The sequence below is a fragment of the Heliomarina baculiformis genome (assembly GCF_019966545.1).
Classification (GTDB): domain Bacteria; phylum Pseudomonadota; class Alphaproteobacteria; order Rhodobacterales; family Rhodobacteraceae; genus Heliomarina; species Heliomarina baculiformis.
The window spans coordinates 300,320-318,778 of record NZ_JAIMIC010000006.1 but is presented as its reverse complement, the minus strand read 5'-3'; the positions used below and the strand labels follow the sequence as shown (position 1 = coordinate 318,778).

General features: G+C 58.0%; 18 protein-coding genes and 1 tRNA gene. 12 read left to right on the top strand and 7 right to left on the bottom strand.

Annotated elements, in window-relative coordinates; translation table 11 throughout:
* Positions 1-151 precede the first annotated feature (151 nt).
* On the bottom strand, positions 152-610 hold the full coding sequence (locus MF268_RS15860) for a hypothetical protein (protein ID WP_238371839.1): 459 nt from the start codon (positions 608-610) through the stop codon (positions 152-154).
* A 352-nt stretch (positions 611-962) separates the two neighbouring features.
* Between MF268_RS15860 and MF268_RS15855 the strand changes: the two genes are divergently transcribed.
* On the top strand, positions 963-2,342 hold the full coding sequence (locus tag MF268_RS15855) for an alpha/beta fold hydrolase (protein ID WP_238371838.1): 1,380 nt from the start codon (positions 963-965) through the stop codon (positions 2,340-2,342).
* A gap of 83 nt (positions 2,343-2,425) precedes the next feature.
* On the opposite strand, the gene MF268_RS15850 is transcribed toward MF268_RS15855, so the two are convergent.
* Positions 2,426-3,394, bottom strand: coding sequence for a homocysteine S-methyltransferase family protein (locus MF268_RS15850; protein WP_238371837.1), 969 nt, complete (start codon positions 3,392-3,394; stop codon positions 2,426-2,428).
* Positions 3,395-3,576: 182 nt separating this feature from the next.
* Between MF268_RS15850 and MF268_RS15845 the strand changes: the two genes are divergently transcribed.
* The 3 genes from MF268_RS15845 to MF268_RS15835 all read left to right on the top strand — a co-directional run bounded on the left by MF268_RS15845 (position 3,577) and on the right by MF268_RS15835 (position 6,242).
* Entirely contained in the window at positions 3,577-4,188 is a 612-nt protein-coding gene (locus tag MF268_RS15845; RefSeq protein ID WP_238371836.1) for a TetR/AcrR family transcriptional regulator, read from the top strand.
* A gap of 282 nt (positions 4,189-4,470) precedes the next feature.
* A complete protein-coding gene (locus tag MF268_RS15840; protein WP_238371835.1) occupies positions 4,471-5,730 on the top strand; it encodes an MFS transporter in 1,260 nt (419 codons plus the stop codon).
* A gap of 218 nt (positions 5,731-5,948) precedes the next feature.
* Complete coding sequence (locus MF268_RS15835) at positions 5,949-6,242, top strand: DUF1330 domain-containing protein (RefSeq protein ID WP_238371834.1); 294 nt, start codon at positions 5,949-5,951, stop codon at positions 6,240-6,242.
* Between the two features lie 300 nt (positions 6,243-6,542).
* Here MF268_RS15835 and MF268_RS15830 read toward each other — a convergent pair whose 3' ends face one another.
* Together MF268_RS15830 and MF268_RS15825 are read right to left on the bottom strand one after the other, a co-directional pair.
* On the bottom strand, positions 6,543-7,070 hold the full coding sequence (locus tag MF268_RS15830; protein WP_238371833.1) for a flavodoxin domain-containing protein: 528 nt from the start codon (positions 7,068-7,070) through the stop codon (positions 6,543-6,545).
* Positions 7,071-7,220: 150 nt separating this feature from the next.
* Complete coding sequence (locus tag MF268_RS15825; RefSeq protein ID WP_238371832.1) at positions 7,221-8,261, bottom strand: GlxA family transcriptional regulator; 1,041 nt, start codon at positions 8,259-8,261, stop codon at positions 7,221-7,223.
* Between the two features lie 115 nt (positions 8,262-8,376).
* Here MF268_RS15825 and MF268_RS15820 point away from each other — a divergent pair, with 115 nt between their 5' ends.
* The 4 genes from MF268_RS15820 to MF268_RS15805 are packed head-to-tail and all read left to right on the top strand — an operon-like array spanning position 8,377 to position 11,921.
* Entirely contained in the window at positions 8,377-9,489 is a 1,113-nt protein-coding gene (locus tag MF268_RS15820; protein WP_238371831.1) for a class I SAM-dependent methyltransferase, read from the top strand.
* Positions 9,486-9,728 carry a YjiS-like domain-containing protein gene (locus MF268_RS15815; RefSeq protein ID WP_238371830.1) on the top strand — a complete coding sequence of 81 codons (243 nt, stop codon included), beginning with the start codon at positions 9,486-9,488 and terminating at the stop codon, positions 9,726-9,728. The genes MF268_RS15820 and MF268_RS15815 overlap by 4 nt, the downstream gene beginning before the upstream one ends.
* 22 nt (positions 9,729-9,750) lie before the next feature.
* Entirely contained in the window at positions 9,751-11,067 is a 1,317-nt protein-coding gene (locus MF268_RS15810; protein ID WP_238371829.1) for a flavin-containing monooxygenase, read from the top strand.
* A 17-nt stretch (positions 11,068-11,084) separates the two neighbouring features.
* Complete coding sequence (locus MF268_RS15805) at positions 11,085-11,921, top strand: class I SAM-dependent methyltransferase (RefSeq protein ID WP_238371828.1); 837 nt, start codon at positions 11,085-11,087, stop codon at positions 11,919-11,921.
* Between the two features lie 657 nt (positions 11,922-12,578).
* Here the strand turns inward: MF268_RS15805 and MF268_RS15800 are convergent.
* Positions 12,579-13,286 (bottom strand): helix-turn-helix transcriptional regulator, encoded by a 708-nt coding sequence (locus tag MF268_RS15800; protein WP_238371827.1) that lies wholly within the window; start codon positions 13,284-13,286, stop codon positions 12,579-12,581.
* 86 nt (positions 13,287-13,372) lie between these two features.
* Between MF268_RS15800 and MF268_RS15795 the strand changes: the two genes are divergently transcribed.
* A complete protein-coding gene (locus tag MF268_RS15795) occupies positions 13,373-13,771 on the top strand; it encodes a VOC family protein (RefSeq protein WP_238371826.1) in 399 nt (132 codons plus the stop codon).
* A 537-nt stretch (positions 13,772-14,308) separates the two neighbouring features.
* The gene (locus MF268_RS25490; protein ID WP_420485437.1) at positions 14,309-14,539 is read left to right on the top strand and encodes a hypothetical protein; all 231 of its coding nucleotides are present in this window, start codon (positions 14,309-14,311) and stop codon (positions 14,537-14,539) included.
* A gap of 430 nt (positions 14,540-14,969) precedes the next feature.
* Here the strand turns inward: MF268_RS25490 and MF268_RS15785 are convergent.
* Positions 14,970-15,045: transfer RNA gene (locus tag MF268_RS15785), tRNA-Lys, on the bottom strand.
* Positions 15,046-15,263: 218 nt separating this feature from the next.
* Between MF268_RS15785 and dapF the strand changes: the two genes are divergently transcribed.
* Together dapF and mtaB are read left to right on the top strand one after the other, a co-directional pair.
* Positions 15,264-16,097: a diaminopimelate epimerase gene (dapF, locus tag MF268_RS15780; RefSeq protein ID WP_238371825.1), complete on the top strand. Its 834-nt coding sequence runs from the start codon at positions 15,264-15,266 to the stop codon at positions 16,095-16,097.
* Positions 16,094-17,344, top strand: a complete 1,251-nt coding sequence (gene mtaB / locus MF268_RS15775; RefSeq protein ID WP_238371824.1) for a tRNA (N(6)-L-threonylcarbamoyladenosine(37)-C(2))-methylthiotransferase MtaB — start codon at positions 16,094-16,096, stop codon at positions 17,342-17,344. Before dapF ends, mtaB begins: the two co-directional genes overlap by 4 nt.
* 233 nt (positions 17,345-17,577) lie before the next feature.
* Here mtaB and MF268_RS15770 read toward each other — a convergent pair whose 3' ends face one another.
* Positions 17,578-18,453, bottom strand: a complete 876-nt coding sequence (locus tag MF268_RS15770) for a cytochrome c1 (RefSeq protein ID WP_238371823.1) — start codon at positions 18,451-18,453, stop codon at positions 17,578-17,580.
* Between the last annotated feature and the right edge of the window lie 6 nt (positions 18,454-18,459).

Below are 18,459 nucleotides of genomic sequence, written 5' to 3'. Positions count from 1 at the left end.
TTGGTATCCTCGGCACCAAAGTTGGCACAGCAGGTGGTCGAAAGGATGCCAGCCCAACAACGCCTGACACGGTACCAATGTTAACTTTGAAGCCTTAGAGTCAACCGTTCAGGTCAATGGGAGCGGTTCGTGCCAATAGAGTTTTGACGTATCATTTGCCCGAGCGAGCGATGATATGAGCCAACGATACCAACACGATCCAGATCAGAAGCAATAGTGGCCACCCGATCAGAGCCAGAGGAAGAACGAGCGCACCGGCAAAAATCGCGATGATGGCGCCGGTTCTGGGACCGTCGGCTATCAAGTCAGGCACAAGCCCTACGGCGCTGCCGACAATGCCCGCGATCGTCGCCACCAAGAAGCCGCCCAACAAGGCGAGCGCCCATCCTTTGAGGCCTGATTTGCCAAACATGCCATAGAGCAAATAACCCACAAGGGCACCGGCCACACCCATAGCAACGGCGTAGCGTGCGACAAGAGCCAGAGGCAATTGATGCCAGTCTGCATCCTGGAATGCTCTGACATCTTCGAAGACCAGCACCATGAATAGAACCATGCTGGCCAAGGCCAAGATGCCGACAACTGAGGTTTTGCGAAGGCTGGACGTCATATCTATAACTTGTTGCTTATAATCTCGATTGGCACTGTTCCAAATATCGCTAGATCTCACAAGCTATGATTGCTTATTGCGTGATTGTCCCAACCCAAGGTGGCAAGGCCGCAATCCTTTTTTTCCTTGTACGAATGACGGAGGTTCTTAAACCACTGTTGATGAGGTCATGGATCCTACAGGGTATCGCGAACGTCTCTTTGACTTGACCATTGCGTTCTTAATGTCACCGACGACCGTGGATGCTGGACAGGTGCAATTTATCCACTTCGGTGATACTTTCTGTCTAAACCTGATTGGCGGGGATATCGATGGAAACTCTCACGCGGATTTGCTGCAGGAAAGAGGTTCGATGAACGGACGCAGGTTTGCCGCGATCCTTTCTATTGATGTCGTTGGTTACAGCCGCATGATGCAGCTTGATGCCAGCGGACTGCTTAAATCTCTGAACAAGATATTTCGCGACATTTTGAAGCCCACCGTTGCCGAGGGTGGCGGGCGTATCGTCAAACTGTTGGGCGATGGCGCCCTTGTCGAATTTCCTGCCACGCTGAGCGCTCTTTCGACGGCGGTCGGGATTCAGCAGAAAATGAGTGCTTACCCTTGGCCCCGAGAGGCGATCCAGCTGAGACTCGGGGTCCACGCGGGCGATGTTCTGGTTGAAGGGAATGACCTTTTTGGCGATCCGGTGAACATCGCGGCCCGGCTTCAGGCGGCGGCGGCACCCGGCGGAATCCTCATATCCGGAATGGTGCGCGATCTTTGCGGCAGCCAGCCTTACGCACTCAAATCCCAAGGAGTACATCGCTTCAAGAACATCGCCCACCCTGTTGAGACGCTCTCTGTGGTGCTCGAACCTGAGAAGAATAGCGGGACGGATAACGCCCCGGCGCGGGGTGATCTCCGTTTCTGCAAAACTTCAGACGGCGTGACATTAGCCTGGGAATGTTCCGGGGATGGCGCGCCAATCATCAAGGCCCCGAACTGGATCGGTCATCTGGATCTGGACTGGCGAAGCCCGGGCATTGCCCCGATGATCCGTTCGGTCAGCCGGTTGGGACGCCTGGTCCGGTTCGATGCGCGCGGGAATGGTCTTTCGGATTGGGACGTCGATCAAATCTCTTTCGACCGTTTCGTGGATGACCTCGAATGCGTCTTTGATGCGGCGGGCGTTGAGAGAGCGCCGATTCTGGCGATATCTCAAGGCGGCGCTGTGGCTGCGGCCTTTGCGGCCCGGGCGCCCGAGCGTGTCTCGGCGATTGTGATGCTCGGAAGCTTTCCTCTTGGTCGGGCGCAACGGAACAATCCGCAGGATCGGGCGCGCGCAGAAGCGCTGAAGTCGATGATGCGTGCAGGCTGGGATGACGAATACCCGTCTCTTCGGGATCATTTGGCGCAAGTAATCCTCCCGGGTGCCAGCATCGAAGACAGAGATGTCTATGCTGCGGACATGCGCCAGATGATCTCTCCAGAAAACGCCGGGCGGTATCGAGAAGTCATCGACAACATCGACGTTATGTATCTTTTGAAAGAGGTCACGGTGCCTTGCCTTGTGCTTCACTCACGCGGTGACCGGATGCAGCCGTTCGATCAAGGGCGCCAATTCGCGGCGGGGCTGCCGAACTCAAAATTCGTTGCTCTGGACAGCGACAATCATATCTTGCCCGAGTATGACACGGCATGGCCGCAAGCCGAACGAGAGATCAGTAGTTTTCTAAAGGCATATGTCTAATCGCGAAAGCATTGGTTTCCGCGTTGGCGCACGGAAGGCCGGACGTTTGCCCGGCCTTCATTACCCACAATCGCCTTTGCTGGTCAGGCGGCGGCCTCATTGTGACTGTCATGGCTCGTTGAGCCGATTATATGATGCGCCGCACATCCGATATGACGCTTGTCAGTGCCGCAGCATCCGCCGATGACCCGAAGCTGGGGGAGCGTCTGGTACAGAGCGCCGTAGAGTTCGCCGAACTCCTCGGGATTGCCCGCGTCCAGTTCCTCGGCCTCGTCGAGTTCCGCATGGCTCATACGGCTTGCATTGGCACGAATCCCGCCAATGCGCGATGTCCAGTCGCCTGCCAGAACCGACGCAAAATGATCGGGATGGGCGCAGTTGATCATGTAAAAGACCGGGGCACCGCCGGTTGCGGCATCGGTCTCGGCAATAGCCTCTTCGACGGACTGGCCGGTGGGCAAGCGGCCATCGGTTTCGGTGGTGAAACTGACCACGACAGGCAGATCGTGTGCGCGGGCTGCACGGACGATCCCGATCGCCTCGCCCGGATGGGTCATGGTCACCGCCGAGATCATCTCGACACCTTCCTCCGCCATCCAGCGCACTTGGTGAGCGTGCAGTTGTTCGGCGGCCTCCGCCGTGTAGAGCCGATCGGGCGCATAGCCGTCACCCGCCGGACCAACCGCACCGTTAAGCACTGTCGGCACATCGCTGTGCCTTTCACGGGCCCCGCGTGCCGCAATCACCGCCTCTCTGGTTGCCGCTTCGAGCTCAGCGAGCGGCCGACCGACAATATCCGACCAGAAGGCCCCCGATCTCCAGGTTGCTGTATCGAGGACAAAGCCGGTTCCCGAGCGGCGGGCAACCTCGATGTAGCGATCGTAGTATTGGGCAAGAATGGCGCGCCCTTCGTCGGTGTCGAAGACATGGAAAGAGGCAAAATGGGGCAGGTCGAGCCCGTCGGAAAAGATCAGGTCGGTCTCAAGCCCGCCATCGGCGACCCATGTCTTGTCTGAGGCGAGGAAGGCTTCGAAATTCGTTGAATGTGTCATCGCTGTGCTCCTTGTTTTTCAATGCCTTCGTTTTGGCTGCACAGGTCTTTTTTGAACAGCGAACGCGTGGTACAGTTTCACCTCATCAAGAATATGCTTTTTCTTTCAATGCTTTGCCCTGAAATACGCGCAGCTCTGCGCCTCTTGCTGCAAGCGAAACCTGACTGAGGGTCAAGTTTGGAATGCCAAGACCAAGCCACAAAGAGCGGATTCTGGACATCGCGCAGGAGTCGATTCTGGCGAAAGGATTCGATGCCACGTCAATTGACGAGATCGTGGCGGCCGCCGATATCACGCGGAGCGGTTTCTTTTATCATTTCGCCGACAAGAACGCCCTCGCACTGGCCCTGATCGACCGCCACGTCGCCTTTGAGGACCAGCTTTTCGACAGCCTCTTCGAGCGTGCGGCGGAACTGTCGGATGATCCGCTACACCGGGCGCTGATCGGGATGAAGCTGCTGGCCGAATTGCTGGAGGACATGGAAACCGGTCATCCCGGTTGTATCGTTGCCACGGCGGCCTATCAGGACCGATTGTTCAATCAGAAGGTCCGCGATGCCAACCGGCGTGCTGTTTTGGGCTGGCGCCAACGATTTCGCGAGATGTTCGACCAGATCGCGGCGGTCTATCCTCCACAGGAAGAGGTTGATTTCGATGCGCTTGCCGATTTCGTCAACACGGTTGTCGAAGGTGGCATCGTGATGGCCAAATCGCTTGGCGAACCAAAGATGACTGCCGGGCAAATCATGTTGCTGCGGCAATACATCAAGCTACTGTTCAATCCGCGTTCATGAAGTGTGGACCGGGTCTGTCCGCGGGTTGCTGACACCGCCTAGCGTCGAAACAGTTGCGGGGTGATGCCAGTATGTCGACTAGGGCGTGCGACATGGCAAATCAAATCAGACTTCTGGAAGCTGGGACTATCGAAGTTCGCAACGGATTGATCGGGTACATATTGAATACCCATTGGTAGAGATCGCTATTCCCGGAGCCAAAACCGGGCGGGAAGCATTGACACATGCCCGGTCCAAATGCGCTGCTGAAGTCATACGTATTGCCATTGGAAGGACGTTATCTTGATCAAGGTCTTGTCGGGGGTTTGGGCCCTTCTGCTCGGGATAGTGCTGATCATGCTGGGCAACGGCATGCATTTCACTTTGATCGGTCTTCGTGGTGGAATCGAAGGGTTTTCAGCAAGCGAACTCGCAATCGTCACATCCGGCTATTTTGCAGGTTTCCTCGCCGGTGCGCGTGTCAGCCCGATCATGATCCGCCGCGTGGGGCACGTGCGTGTCTTCGCCGCGCTGGGCAGTTTCATGTCCGCCGGGCTTATCGCCTTTCCGCTGGTGGCCGAACCTTGGGCATGGACAATTCTGCGCCTTCTCATCGGTTTTTGTATGTCGGGTATCTATGTGACCGCCGAGAGCTGGCTGAACGATGCTTCGACTAATGAAAACAGGGGGCAGGTACTGGCCGCCTACATGATTGCGCAGACGCTTGGAATTATTGGCGCTCAGGCGCTGCTCAATCTTGGAGACGCGGCCTCTTCGGCGCTTTTCATCGGTGCTTCGATATTTGTCTCGGTTTCTTTCGCGCCAATCCTTCTGTCCATCTCGCCGGTTCCGGCGGCCGAGGTCGCGCGACCGATGCCGCTTCGTGAGCTGTTCAGGGCGTCGCCTCTTGGAACCATCGGAATCTTCTTTCTTGGCGGGGTCTATGCGACCCAATCCGGCATGGCGGCGGTTTTCGGATCTCTCATCGAGATGAGCGCTGCCCAGATATCGCTCTTCGTCGCGATGCTATTTGCCGGGGCGCTGGTCTTGCAATACCCCATCGGATGGCTCTCTGACCGGATGGACCGACGGATGCTTATTTTCGGGTCCGCCGTTCTTGGGGCGCTCTGCTGCGGACTAGCCTGGATCGCCGGAGACATTTTGTGGGCCCTGTTGGCGGCCGCATTTTTCGCAGGTGGCGTGACGACACCATTATACGCTCTCTTCCTTGCCTACACCAATGACTCTCTGTCGAGCGACGCAATGCCAGCTGCCTCTGGTGGTCTGGTGCTGACGTTCGGGATCGGGGCTATCCTGGGTCCGTTGGTCACCGGGGCGATAATGCAATGGTTTGGTCCATTCGCGTTCTGGCTCGCCCTTGGTGCGACATTTGCAAGCATCGCCGTTTATGCCCTTTACCGCATGACCCAGCGTGCGGCGCCCTCTGTGGAGGAAACAGAAAGCTATCTTGGAGTCTTGCCGACCGCCTCTCCGGTCGCTGTTGAAGCCGCAGGTGCCTGGGCGGCAGATCACGCGGAAGCTGAACGCGACTCGGTTTCTTGATGGTGACCCACGATCCGCTTGCCTTGTGGCCCTTATTGATTCTGGCTGTGAGTTTTGCAGAGCTGATTTTTTGAGTTCGGCTCTTCGGCGGCGTCAGAAACGATCCGCTAACTCTGAGGTTTTCGCAGAGCTGCCCTGTTAATCGGCAAAGTTGCCCGGTTGCAGGCAAACAGTTTAGGCTCGGCAAGAAGTTGGCGCGAGCTGAGAGGGCTCTTTGTATGACGGCACTCGTAATCGGACAAATGATGATCCACAGTCGTGACTGGATGGAGGAATACTTCTCCAGTATTCCACAGGTCGTGGCCGCGCATGACGGAACGTTTAAGGTGCGGGGAGGCAATCCGCAGCTAATGGAAGGCGACAATCCGGTTCCGGATGCTGCATTTATAATAGAGTTTCCCGATCGAAAGAAAGCCGAGGATTTCTGGAACTCTAAAGAATTTCAGACGCTTGCCGCCTTGCGCCGCTCAGGGTCGACTCTTAACGCAATCATTGTAGACGCGCTGGGGTGAGAGCTGTCCATAGGTTGATCGGGCGTTTCCATATTGATCTGGGCGTTCGTTTGGTTGGATCGGTTCCCAAAGTCACCTCTTGCACCCGATGCCGCAAGTCTATGAGATTTTTGAAAAGTCATTGTCCAATTCCAGGATAGGCGGTCCGCTTCAATCTCAAATGATCCTGGTCGCAGAGTTCCGGTTCGTCAGTCTGGTAAAAAGCGCCCTGGGCAGAACTGTATCGTGGCGGCGTTGCAGTTCGCGGCGCGGGATCGGTCATCGGATAACCAAAGTAGCGAGGGTTTTAAGGGAAGGGCGTTAAAGTCTCAGCCAATCGTCAACCTGCGCACCGAGGCGCTGCCAGTCGGTATATTCTTTGTCAGCATCTAGATCCGCTTGTGGGTCTTTCGCGGCAACGATGCGACGCATCACAAAGCGACGGAACACGTCATATTGCGATGGCTTATAAGCGCCGGCAATCTGTTCCGTCTTGTCTGGTGTCCATCCCGTTGCCGCGCAGAAGTCCGAAAGGACGCGATCAAGGTCTTTCCAATCCTCAGCCTCGTGGCCTGCGGCGGCAAGGGAAATCGACAAGAATAGTATCTGCGAACCGCGCATATTCTTCGCCTCTGTCGAAACGAAGTCTGTAAACGCGCGCTGATAGTGACCCACGTGGATTGAGGCGGCGAGAATCACGCGGTCAAATCGACCGAAATCCATACCCGCCGCGTCTGCGACACTGACAAGTTCCACCGCCTGTCCCGAATCTGCAATCCGGTCTGAAATCCAGCGGGCAATTTTTCGCGTTTGACCTTCGCTGGATGCATAGGCGACCAATACTTTCATTTCGGCTCCTTCCGTTGCTGGAGCGACCGATTTTATCAGTATCCTCTACCGATCCGCCCGGATCAACTGCGCCGGTGCAAATGTGATCATGCTCTCTACTCGACCCCGGCGTGCTTGATCGCTTAAAGACGGAAAGCAGTAATTTGGCAGTCATGCGCCGTGCGAAGCCGCCAGAATTGGCGCGATACTCGCATGTTTGCGCCGATAAGCTGAAGCGGACAGGCCGACATGACGGCGAAAAGCATTCCGAAAGCTCGATGTCTCGGTATATCCAACTTCGTCGGCAATCTCTTCAATCGGAATGTCGGATGTTTCCAGCATCTGCTTGGCTTCCTCTACTCGGAGCGTCTGCACGTATTCGACCGGGGTTTGGCCCGTGGCGCGTCGGAACCGCCGCAGGAAACTGCGTTCGCTCAATCCGGACCGGGCGGCCATTGCCGCAACCGGTGTCGGGTTGGCGTAGTTGTCCGCCACCCAGGCCTGTGCTTCAGCGACGAGAGCGTCATCGTGCTGTTGTCCGGCAAGCAGTGAAGCGTAGCAGAGTTGCCCTTCGGTATGGGGCTGGAGCAGGTAGATCTTTGCGATTCGTCGCGCTTCGTCCTGTCCGGCGAAGCGCGCAATGAGATAGAGCATCAGATCGCCCCAGGACGACATGCCGCCTGCGGTGACCAAACGATGGCCTTCGCCTGTAGGAACAAGGATACGCTCGCGTCGCATGCAGACGTTCGGGTAGCGCCGCGCAATTGTTTCGGCAAATCCCCAATGAGTCGTTGCCTCGCATCCATCGAGCAGGCCCGCATGGGCCAGCAGCCAGGCACCGGAACAGACTGATGTCACGATTGCACCGCCTGCAGCTGCCGCGCGGAGCCATTCTGCCGCTGGCTCGAACAAATCCGGCGGTGAAAAGGCCGGATCGATGTGCAGGTCGGGAATGATAATCAGGTCGGCTTCGGTCGGTTTTGGAAGCCGCCCCTCGGGCGTCACGCGCCGTCCATTCACATCCTCATATGGCTTGCCATCAAGCGAGACCATCCGCGCATCGAAGACCTTGGGTTGATGGGCCTTGGCGTGGAGCAATTCCCAGTCGCGACCCACTGAACTCAGCACATCGAGAATACAGAACATCGTTGATGTGCCGGTAAAGGGCAGCGCCAGCACAACTGTGTTCAACGGGGCGGTCGCATGATCCATCGTAGTGTCCGATTTTCACCGTTTTGGTGAAATCAACGCATATCACGACTCGGGCGGGTGCGCCAGAACTCTCCGCACGATAAGCGCCAGACGGCCCAGATACGGAGAACTGAAAATGACAGATCAATCACCGATTGCCCAATTCGACGAAGCCAAGGCCCAAGCTTTTGCGGAACGCTTTGTCTGCACATTGAACGAGGCGGCGCTGGCCGTCATGACCTCGCTTGGTCATCGCGCCGGGCTGCTTGACGGGATTGCCGCAAATCCCGGGCTGACCTCTGTCGCGCTTGCCGAGAAGATCGGCGTGAACGAGCGCTACTTGCGCGAATGGCTGGGCGTGATGGTCACCTCAGGCGTCGTAGATTATGATCCGGTGGGGAAAAACTACACCCTCCCTATGGAGCACGCGGCCTTTCTGACCCGCGCGGCAAGCCCCGACAACCTTGCAGTGACGACACAGTTCATCTGTCTCGCGGCCGTGGTCGAGGACGATCTGCTGGAACGTTTCCAAACCGGGAAAGGCCTGTGTTACAATCACTTCGACCGTTTCCACGAGGTTATGGCCGAGGACAGTGCACAGCTTGTTGTTGCCAACCTGACCGCAGCGATCCTGCCCGTTGTGCCAGGCCTGATCGATCGCCTGCGTGAGGGCATCACGGTGGCCGACTTTGGCTGCGGCGGCGGGCGGGCCATGTTGCACCTCGCGCGGGAATTCCCGAACAGCCGCTTCACGGGGTTCGACCTGTGCGAGGATGCTTTTCGCACCGCGCAGGAGGAAACCGAGAGAGAGGGTCTCAAGAACCTCCACTTTGAAGGCTGCGACCTGTCGTCCGCTAAATCCGTCGGTGCATTCGATCTCGTTACTGCCTTCGATGCCGTTCACGACCAGGCCGACCCCAGGGGTTTCCTGCGCCTGATTCACCGATCGCTGCGGCCCGGCGGAATCTTCCTGATGCAGGATATCGGGGGTTCGCGCGATCTGGAGAAGAACATCGCCAATCCCTTCGCGCCGCTCTTGTACACGATTTCGAGCATGCACTGCACGCCGATCTCAATCGGTCAGGGCGGCCCGGGGCTCGGTGCGATGTGGGGGATCGAGACCGCCGAGGAATACCTTGCGGAATGCGGCTTTGACTCGGTCGAGACACACCGGCTGCCGCATGACGACATGAACGCCTATTTCATCGCCCGCGTCAGAGCGGGACAGCCACAAGGACCAATGACATGACTGATCTGAAAATCCATGCATCGCGACGCCGTGAACCCGATATTTCCCGTATGTTCGGACGCATAACCGAAAGCGTTCGCAAGCGGCGGCAGATCCGCCGTGAGATTATCGCGCTTTCAAACATGCCTGAGTATCTGCTTCGAGATATAGGCCTGCACGACCGCGTCGGCTGGCGCAAAAATGACCTGCGGGACAAGGCCCGGCGGCGCACGGATCCCGATTGGCGTCACAGATTCTAAGCAATAACCGAAAGGACTGGAAATGTCTCCCATACATGCAGAACGCGTGCTGGTGATCGGTGCGGGGCTTTCGGGCCTCGCGACCGCCCAGGCGCTTTCTGGCCGCGGACTTGCGGTCACCGTACTCGAAGCGAAAGACCGAGTTGCAGAACCTTGGCGATCCCGACATCCGGCGCTTCGTCTCAACATTCACCGGAAATTCGCGGGCCTGCCGGGGCAGCCGGCGCCAAGAACCGATGGCATCTACCTAAAGCGCGACACGGTCGTCGGGCATCTGGAGCGCTACGCCGCGCAGCTCGATGCGCCGATCCACTTTGGAACCGAAGTGAAAGAGATTGTCAGGGTCGAGGATGGGTGGCAGGTCGCCACGACGAATGGCGTTCATCGCGCTGCCCATATTGTCATCGCCACTGGACGAGAAAGTCTGCCCCATATCCCGGACTGGCCGGGGCGAGAGACCTTCGAGGGCGAATTTCTACATGTCGGCGATCTCGGGGACGTTTCCCGCTTTGACGGAAAGCGCGTGCTTGTGGTTGGCGCAGGGAACTCCGGCACTGACGCGCTTAACCATTTCGCGGCGCATCGGCCCAAGACCGTAATGGTATCCGTGCGCCACGGCCCTGCAATCGTGCCGCGAAGTATATTCGGATACCCGATCCATGGGCTTGCCCGCCTCTTCGCGGCACTGCCGGTCAAACTGACGGATCCCGCGTTCAAGTTGACCGAGCGGCTCTTTCTGGGAGACCTCCGACGCTACGGGCTGGCCAGCCATCCCGAAGGCGGCAGCACCCGTCTTTTGCGGGACGGCGTGACCTTTGCGATCGACGACGGGTTCGTCGCAGCGCTGAAATCTGGCCGCTTCAGGATCGTGCCCCAGATTGAACGCATCGATCGCAGCCGCGTCGTTCTGAACGATGGCACCTCGCGAGAGCTGGATGTCATCATCGCAGCGACTGGGTATGGGACCGGTCTGGAACCATTGCTTGGTCATCTCGGGGTCCTCGACAGTAACGGACAGCCAAACCACCCTATGGGCGAGCGGGATCCCGATCATCCCGGTCTTTGGTTCACAGGATTCAAGCCGATTTTCACAGGCTTCTTTGGCGCGGCCGGGATTGCTGCCAAGCGTATCGCGTCAGGCATCGAGGTTGATCTCGCGGTGGCCACTGCTCAACGAGACAATGCTGGCACACGCCCTCGTCTAGCAGGACGCGATCCGATGACGGCGAGGCGACCATACGCCGTGGACAGGAGGCCTCCTATTGCCCGTCCGATAGACTCCGACCCTGACGCCACTCTCCGTACCGGAATGCCGCAGGGTCGCAAAAACAGAATGTGAATTGAAAGGATGAACTGATGTCCGAATCCGCAGAAGACGCAATATTGCAGAATAAAGAAAGTGCAGTTTTCGCACCGCTCAAAGCGCCGCGCCCAATCTACGGCGCCAACGTAATCCGGACTCTCGAAGCTAATTGGGAGGCCGGCTGGCTCTCTCCGGGCGGCGTGGAAGATCTCGCCGCCCTTCTTGAGCGGCAAGATATAAGCGGTCTCAATGTGCTCGACATCGGCGTCGGCGCAGGTGGTCCGGCCATCTCGCTTTTAAAGAAATTCGGAGCGGGTCACGTCACCGGAATTGACGTGGAGCGGCCGGTACTCGAGCGTGCTGCGGCCCTCGCGCAAGAGCATGGTGTCGCCGGGCAGCTTGAACTGGTTCACGTCGCGCCAGGGGTGCTGCCATTTGTGGACGCTGAATTTGACATCGTTTTCAGTAAGGACAGTTTCATTCACATCGCCGACAAGGCTCTGCTCTTCTCCGAAATCCGACGCATACTGGTCCCGGGCGGGCTCTGTGCTTTCAGTGACTGGTGCTGCGGACCGCCACTTTATTCTCCCGAGATGACTGCATGGCTTGGCAACGGCATGGGTTTCGTCATCGCGTTGATCGAAGAGATGGAGGCTGTAATGCAGGATGCGGGGTTCAGGAACATCGCGGCCAAAGATCGCAACCGCTGGTTTTCGGATGTTGCAGCGCAGGAAGCCGAGGCCGCTGCAGGATCGCGCCGGTCCGAGATTATTGGAAGGATCGGCGCCGATGCAGCGGAAAGACTCATTGCAACCGCCAAAAGGCGTGCCCTGATCGCGAACCAAGGACATCTTCGGCCCGCTCATTTCATCGCCAAAGCACCGGGCTAAACTGTCTTAGTCTCTGCGCTGCCGTAGCTTATCGCAAGCTTGTGACAAAGATCACTTGGACCAATTTGATAAGCCTGTTCAGCGAACGCGGCATTCGATCCGCGACAAGCCAGAGGCTTTCGACCCACATTCACGAGGAACTGTCAAATCTCACAGGGTTCTGCGCTACGAGAGTGCTACGCTAAAGATTCAAACGCATGTAAAGGCTCCGATTAGGAGTGCGCTTGGCCTTAGGCATATCAGGTAGTCGTGTTCAAAAACGTAAGTTGTTTGGGGTTGCGGAGCGAAGGGACGTGAACCCGTTTCCGTTGATGCGCCTTTACTGGACAGGTTTTTGGAACGGTTCTCTTCGCGCAGATAGAGCCGATCATGGTCTCTAAAATTTGCTAGGGAGCAATTCTAAACTCATAAGTGACAAGCATCGAAAGCATCTTCATTCACTGGAGCAGTCATTCACAATTCTACGGAGCATCCGGCATTCTGAGCTCGAAGAAATTATTCCGCAGAGCAGCGACTAAGTACGGCAGACTCGACCAGGTCCGCAGTCGATTCCGGCGCTCTGCTGCCGTTCGCACCAGGCGCAATGGATGACCGATGGCAGCCCAATGTTACCCCTCGATCAAGGAGGTGGTATCGTTGAGGCCCCCCACCAAGACGCTACACTTTGCGGCTTCCAGCCTCCATCGCCTTTTCTTGTTGGGCACGCCATTGCCGCATCAAATCCGCCCTCCGTTTGAGCGGCCTTCGTTCGCGAACCTCCATGTGGGACATGCGCTCCAGGCGGAAATGACGAAGGGCATCCCTTTCCTCGCACCAGGCGATCAACAGGCAGCGGGTATCCTCGTAACCGAGAAGGATCGGCCAGACGTGGCGCTGGCTGACTGTCCCGTCGAGCGCACGGTAGTTGAATGTGACAACGCGCCACCGACGTATGGCCTCCCGGAGGCAAGTGGTATCGAGCGTTGCCCCGAGGGCGGTCGCAATCGACTTCACACCTAGTGCGGGCTGCTCCAGCACCGTGCGGCTGGACTCGGGCAGGGACAACCGGATCTTAGACAATGCGTCCAATGCAAGACGGGCCAGCGCCTGATCGGGGTGACGGCTCACCCATTGTGCGCCCAGGGCAAGGGCCTCGGTCTCGTCCGGGCTCAGGGCCAGAGGGCGCATCTCATAATCATCGTCCAGCGTGTAGCCGAAACCTGCCGTGCCATGGATCGGGACCCGGCGACCGATGAGATCGGCAATGTCGCGATAGACCGTGCGACGCGACACTTCGAGTTCTTCCGCGATCGCGGCAGCCGTCACGGGGCGCGACGTGCGACGAAGGATCTGGATGATCTGAAAAAGGCGTTCGGTGCTGCGCATCCGGTTTCCTGTTGCCACAATGCTGTCAGCAGGACCTGTCTAGAAGCGCTGGCGATCGGTCAAGTGCCGCAGAAAAGGAAAAGACAATGAAACTTGCTTCTGTCCGCCTCATCGCTCGGGATGTCCGGGGTCTTGTGGCCTTCTACGAAACAGTCACGGGCGCGAAAGCCAACTGGCTGGCCCCTGTCTTCGCGGAAATCGTGATGCCGGGCGCATCGTTGGCCATTGGTTCGGAAGAGACCGTGGCGCTCTTAAAGGAAGGCAGTGCCGAGGCCGCGGCGAACCGGACGTCAATCATCGAGTTTCAGGTGAAGGATATTGACGCGGACTTCGCGAGTCTGAAGACGCTGGACGTCGTCCATGAGCCGAAGCTGCTGCCGTGGGGAAACCGGACGTTCCAGCTGCGTGATCCCGAGGGAAATCTCGTAAGCCTCTACATGCCGGAGACCGAGGCGGCGAAGGCGCGATTTGGCTTAAGGTCCTAGGGCTTCAGCGACCACCTCCGGTCGGGACGCGAAAGCAGGTGCACTGCGGCCGCTGTCAGCGGCAATGTGTCTGTGAGCGATGGCTTGGCTGCTGGTTCACTTCTCCTGAGGCATGGGAGAGCTGGCGATGATAGGTCGAGGCGGCTTTCGCAGGGCGCGCTGGTCTATGAATTCACGATCGAAGACCATGTCCCGTCAGATCATCTGCTCAAGGGCATCGGCCGCTTCGTCGATCTCGGAGACATGCGCCGTCATCTCGCACCATTCTAAAGCATGACGTGCCGCCCATTGGTCGATCCGGAGCGATCATACGGATGCTGATCGCGGGCTATGCCTTTGGCATCCGGTCAGAACTGCGTCTTTGCTAGGAGGCTGATTTGAGCCTGGCGTATCGCTGGATCTGTCGCCTCTACATTACCGACCCGCGGCGCCGGACCATTCGACTTTCTCGAATACCGGCACGTACAGTTCCGTGAGAGCGATCTGTTCCGGCATCTCTTCGAGGCGGTGCTGGCGCGCTGAATCGCCGAGGGGATCGTGGGTGGGGAGAGCTTCTGGGCGGACGCTTCGCTGATCAAGGCGGATGCCAGCCGATACACCAAGTCAGACTTCTCGGAATCGCCAGCGGAAGACGGGGCAACCCGAGCAACGCAGGAATACCTCGATATGCTGGATGGTAAGCGCATGAACGCCACCGGTTCGAGAGAATATGCGAACGCTTTCTGTGCGGCCACGCCCGTCAAGCCGAAGGCAATCTCGCGCACCTGAAGAATATACTCGGTCTCGACCGCCTTCGCCTCCGGTGACCGAGCGGTGCCAGGGACGAGTTCAACATAGCCGCAACCGTCCAGAACCTCCGCAAACTCGCCAACCTGATGCTGTCACCGACGTGAAACATCTGCGAGAACGATTATGCCTAACTCGCCGTTTGACAATTCGGGGCGAGTTTTTCAACAGCATCTGCGCATAGCAGCCGTTCGGGCCCGGCGCAGCACCTGACACAAAGGGCTTAACCGGATTTTCTCTGAGATTTGCGCGGGGGGACATACTGACCGTGATCGACCTAGCTTGGGAAGGCAATTCACCTCAGTAGATTTTGTGAAGACGCGGTTCCGTCAAGCCTCCGCAATTGCGCGGCTCAAGGCAATTCTAAGCAAAATGCGCTTTTGGTTTTTAGTGATTTTGCATTTGTTTTCAGTGGTGAGCCGTGCAGGATTCGAACCTGCGACCCACTGATTAAAAGTCAGTTGCTCTACCAACTGAGCTAACGGCCCACTCTCTGTTGAAACGGTCACACCGTTTCAGTCCCGCTCTCTAAGCTGAATGCTCCTCGCGGATCAAGTGCTTAAATCACGAATAAACACCGTTCAGGACGAATCCCGCTGGGGTGTTCGGGGCGTTACTAGGGAAGGCGGCGACAGGGGTCAAGCGGCAAAGAGCGATAATTTTCACGTACTGGATTCTCGGTCAGCCTGTCGCTATATGCAGCGTCATGAACATGCGCTCTGAAACCGGTTTGCCCTTTATGAAAATGCACGGGCTTGGCAACGATTTTGTCGTGATTGACGCACGGCAGAACGGTTTTGCCGTGACGCCCGAGTTGGCGCGTGGACTGGCCGACCGGCATTTTGGTGTCGGGTTCGATCAGCTTGCGTTGATTACCAAAGGAACCGGTGACGCGCATCTTACATTTTATAACGCCGACGGCTCCACGTCGGCGGCCTGCGGCAATGCCACGCGCTGTATCGCGCGGCACCTGATGAGTGAATCCGGAAGTGGCCAGCTTGTGCTTACGACGGATCGCGGAACGCTTGAAGCCTGCGATGCGGGCGGCGGGCTGACCTCGGTCAATATGGGAGCGCCGCAGCTGGACTGGTCGGAAATTCCTTTGGCAGAGCAGATGGATACGCTTGAGCTGCCGATTGAAGGTGCGCCTGTGGCGACAGGAATGGGCAATCCGCACTGTACCTTTTTCGTCGAAGATGCCGAGGCGGTGCCGCTGGAAAGCTTTGGCCCGCGCTATGAACATCATCCGCTTTATCCGCAGCGAACCAACGTGCAGGTTGCGCAGGTCATCGCGCCGGATCGTATCCGAATGCGGGTCTGGGAACGTGGCGCTGGTGTGACGCTGGCGTCTGGGTCATCCTCCTGCGCGACGGCCGTTGCAGCGGCACGCCGCGGTCTGACGGGACGCAAGGTAGATATCGTTCTGGACGGTGGCGAATTGCAGGTCGACTGGCGCGAAGATGGTGTCTGGATGACCGGGCCGACAGCGCATGTCTTCTATGGCGTTCTGACCCCGGAATTTCTGGAATCGCTGGGATGAACCCGCCCAAATTCACCACAATGGGCTGTAGGCTCAACGCTTACGAGACCGAGGCGATGAAAGACCTCGCCTGTCAGGCCGGGCTGAGCGATGCCGTGATCGTCAACACATGTGCCGTGACGGCTGAAGCAGTCCGAAAGGCGCGGCAGGAGATTCGCAAGCTGCGGCGCGAAAACCCCCACGCGCGACTGATCGTGACGGGATGCGCGGCCCAGACCGAACCGCAGACTTTTGCCGAGATGAGCGAAGTCGACGCGGTGATCGGCAATACCGAGAAGATGCAGGCCAAGACATGGAAAGGGCTTTCCGGCGACTTCGGGACGGAGCCTGTACAGGTCGACGACATCATGTCGGTTACCGAGACGGCCGGCCACCTCATCGACGGCTTTGGCACCCGCAGCCGCGCCTATGTGCAGGTCCAGAACGGTTGTGATCACCGTTGCACGTTCTGCATCATACCGTACGGTCGGGGCAATTCCCGCTCCGTGCCAGCCGGGGTGGTCGTTGAACAGATCAAACGACTGGTGGACAAGGGCTTCAATGAGGTCGTGCTGACCGGCGTTGACCTGACCAGCTGGGGGGCCGACTTGCCGGGAACGCCGCCGCTTGGTGATCTGGTTATGCGTATCCTGCGGCTGGTGCCTGATCTGCCGCGTCTTCGAATTTCCTCCATCGACAGTATCGAAGTCGATGAGAACCTGATGCAGGCCATCGCGACAGAAACGCGCCTCATGCCGCATTTACATCTGTCGCTGCAACATGGTGATGACCTTATTCTGAAAAGAATGAAGCGTCGCCACCTGCGCGACGATGCGATCCGCTTTACCGAAGAAGCACGGCGCCTGCGTCCGGACATGACCTTTGGTGCGGATATCATTGCGGGTTTTCCGACCGAAACCGACGCGCATTTCGAGAATTCGCTGAAACTGGTCCAGGACTGCAATCTCACTTGGTTGCACGTCTTTCCGTATTCCAAGCGGGAGGGTACGCCAGCGGCGCGAATACCGTCCCAGGTGGATGGAAATGTCATAAAGGCACGGGCGGCGCGTCTGCGCGACGCAGGGGCCAGACAGGTAGAGCGCCATCTTGCGGCCCAAGTGGGTCAGAACCATTGTGTGCTGATGGAGAATTCGCACATGGGGCGCACCGAACAGTTTACCGAGGTCCGCTTTGACAACGCGCAGATCGAAGGCGCACTTGTGCATGTCAATATCACCGGACATGCCTCAAGCCACCTTACGGCTTGAGGCGGCCTGCTTTTGGCACTGGCCACGTAGGATTTTGTCAGCTTTCTGGTGAATGGAAGGCTGCGCTTGTGGGAAGCTAAACAAACTTCCGGACAGAATGGGGGATCCCCGGTTCCACAGTAAAGTTGAGGCTTTCGAATTTCCGCCGCTTTACTTGCTGCCGAAATTGAAACGGCCAAAGAAAAAAACCCGCCGGCTCGGCCGACGGGTTTTCTCAATTCATCTCGAAGCGATCAGTCGTGCTTTCTCTTACCCTTGTGAGGCGCCCAGATCCGCTTGTTCGTGAGGTAGAGCAGAACGGTCAGAACGGTCAGGAACAGCACACCGGCAAAACCGGCCTGCTTGCGGGCCATCATCTTGGGCTCGGCGGTCCACATCAGGAAGGCCGCAACGTCCTGAGCTTCGTGGTGAAGCTCGTTCGAGTGGCCATCGGCAAACTCGACATCTTCACCGTAAAGCGGTTGCGCCATGCCGATCCAGCTTCCGGGAATGGTCGAATGACCATGTTCGTCCCGGCAGCTGTCCGGAATGCCGCCTGCGGCGAATACTGTGTTGTAATGTCCGGGGAAATCCTCGGGGGCGCAGGCGGGTGGCTCTTCATAGCCTACCAGCAGAGAGGCAATATATTCCGGTCCGCCGATACCTTTGAAGAACTGGTTGATCCCCAAACCATAGGGGCCGTGGAAGCCGGCCCGTGCCTTGGCCATCAGGCTGAGGTCGGGTGCGCTCTGCGAGTTGTTCGCCGGGAAGTGATCCGCAGGGATAAGTGCGCGGTATTCCTCGGTCTCGGTGTCGAAGAGCTGCGGGTTCGAGATTTCGTCCAGGACCATGAACTGGTCCGCATAGGCGCGAACCTGATCTTCGGGGATGCCGGGGCCACCTTCGTCCGCGAGGGTGCGGATCGGCACGTAGCGCAGGCCGTGGCAGGCAGCACAGACCTCGGTGTAGATCTGGAGACCGCGTTGCAACTGGTTCTGGTCGTAGGCGCCGAAAGGACCCTCGAAGGAAAAGTCGAAATCCTCCACATGGGCTTCTCCACCGGCGGCCAGAGCCGCCGCCGGAGCCAGGGCCAGCGCAAGGATGCTGCTGATTGCAAGTTTCTTGAACATGTTTCC

Excerpts from the sequence above, each read along its gene's own strand:
- MF268_RS15860 (WP_238371839.1), bottom strand. The coding sequence starts at position 610 with ATGACGTCCAGCCTTCGCAAAACCTCAGTTGTCGGCATCTTGGCCTTG.
- MF268_RS15855 (WP_238371838.1), top strand. The coding sequence starts at position 963 with ATGAACGGACGCAGGTTTGCCGCGATCCTTTCTATTGATGTCGTTGGT.
- MF268_RS15850 (WP_238371837.1), bottom strand. The coding sequence starts at position 3,394 with ATGACACATTCAACGAATTTCGAAGCCTTCCTCGCCTCAGACAAGACA.
- MF268_RS15845 (WP_238371836.1), top strand. The coding sequence starts at position 3,577 with ATGCCAAGACCAAGCCACAAAGAGCGGATTCTGGACATCGCGCAGGAG.
- MF268_RS15835 (WP_238371834.1), top strand. The coding sequence starts at position 5,949 with ATGACGGCACTCGTAATCGGACAAATGATGATCCACAGTCGTGACTGG.
- MF268_RS15830 (WP_238371833.1), bottom strand. The coding sequence starts at position 7,070 with ATGAAAGTATTGGTCGCCTATGCATCCAGCGAAGGTCAAACGCGAAAA.
- MF268_RS15825 (WP_238371832.1), bottom strand. The coding sequence starts at position 8,261 with ATGGATCATGCGACCGCCCCGTTGAACACAGTTGTGCTGGCGCTGCCC.
- MF268_RS15820 (WP_238371831.1), top strand. The coding sequence starts at position 8,377 with ATGACAGATCAATCACCGATTGCCCAATTCGACGAAGCCAAGGCCCAA.
- MF268_RS15815 (WP_238371830.1), top strand. The coding sequence starts at position 9,486 with ATGACTGATCTGAAAATCCATGCATCGCGACGCCGTGAACCCGATATT.
- MF268_RS15810 (WP_238371829.1), top strand. The coding sequence starts at position 9,751 with ATGTCTCCCATACATGCAGAACGCGTGCTGGTGATCGGTGCGGGGCTT.
- MF268_RS15805 (WP_238371828.1), top strand. The coding sequence starts at position 11,085 with ATGTCCGAATCCGCAGAAGACGCAATATTGCAGAATAAAGAAAGTGCA.
- MF268_RS15800 (WP_238371827.1), bottom strand. The coding sequence starts at position 13,286 with ATGCGCAGCACCGAACGCCTTTTTCAGATCATCCAGATCCTTCGTCGC.
- MF268_RS15795 (WP_238371826.1), top strand. The coding sequence starts at position 13,373 with ATGAAACTTGCTTCTGTCCGCCTCATCGCTCGGGATGTCCGGGGTCTT.
- dapF (WP_238371825.1), top strand. The coding sequence starts at position 15,264 with ATGAACATGCGCTCTGAAACCGGTTTGCCCTTTATGAAAATGCACGGG.
- mtaB (WP_238371824.1), top strand. The coding sequence starts at position 16,094 with ATGAACCCGCCCAAATTCACCACAATGGGCTGTAGGCTCAACGCTTAC.
- MF268_RS15770 (WP_238371823.1), bottom strand. The coding sequence starts at position 18,453 with ATGTTCAAGAAACTTGCAATCAGCAGCATCCTTGCGCTGGCCCTGGCT.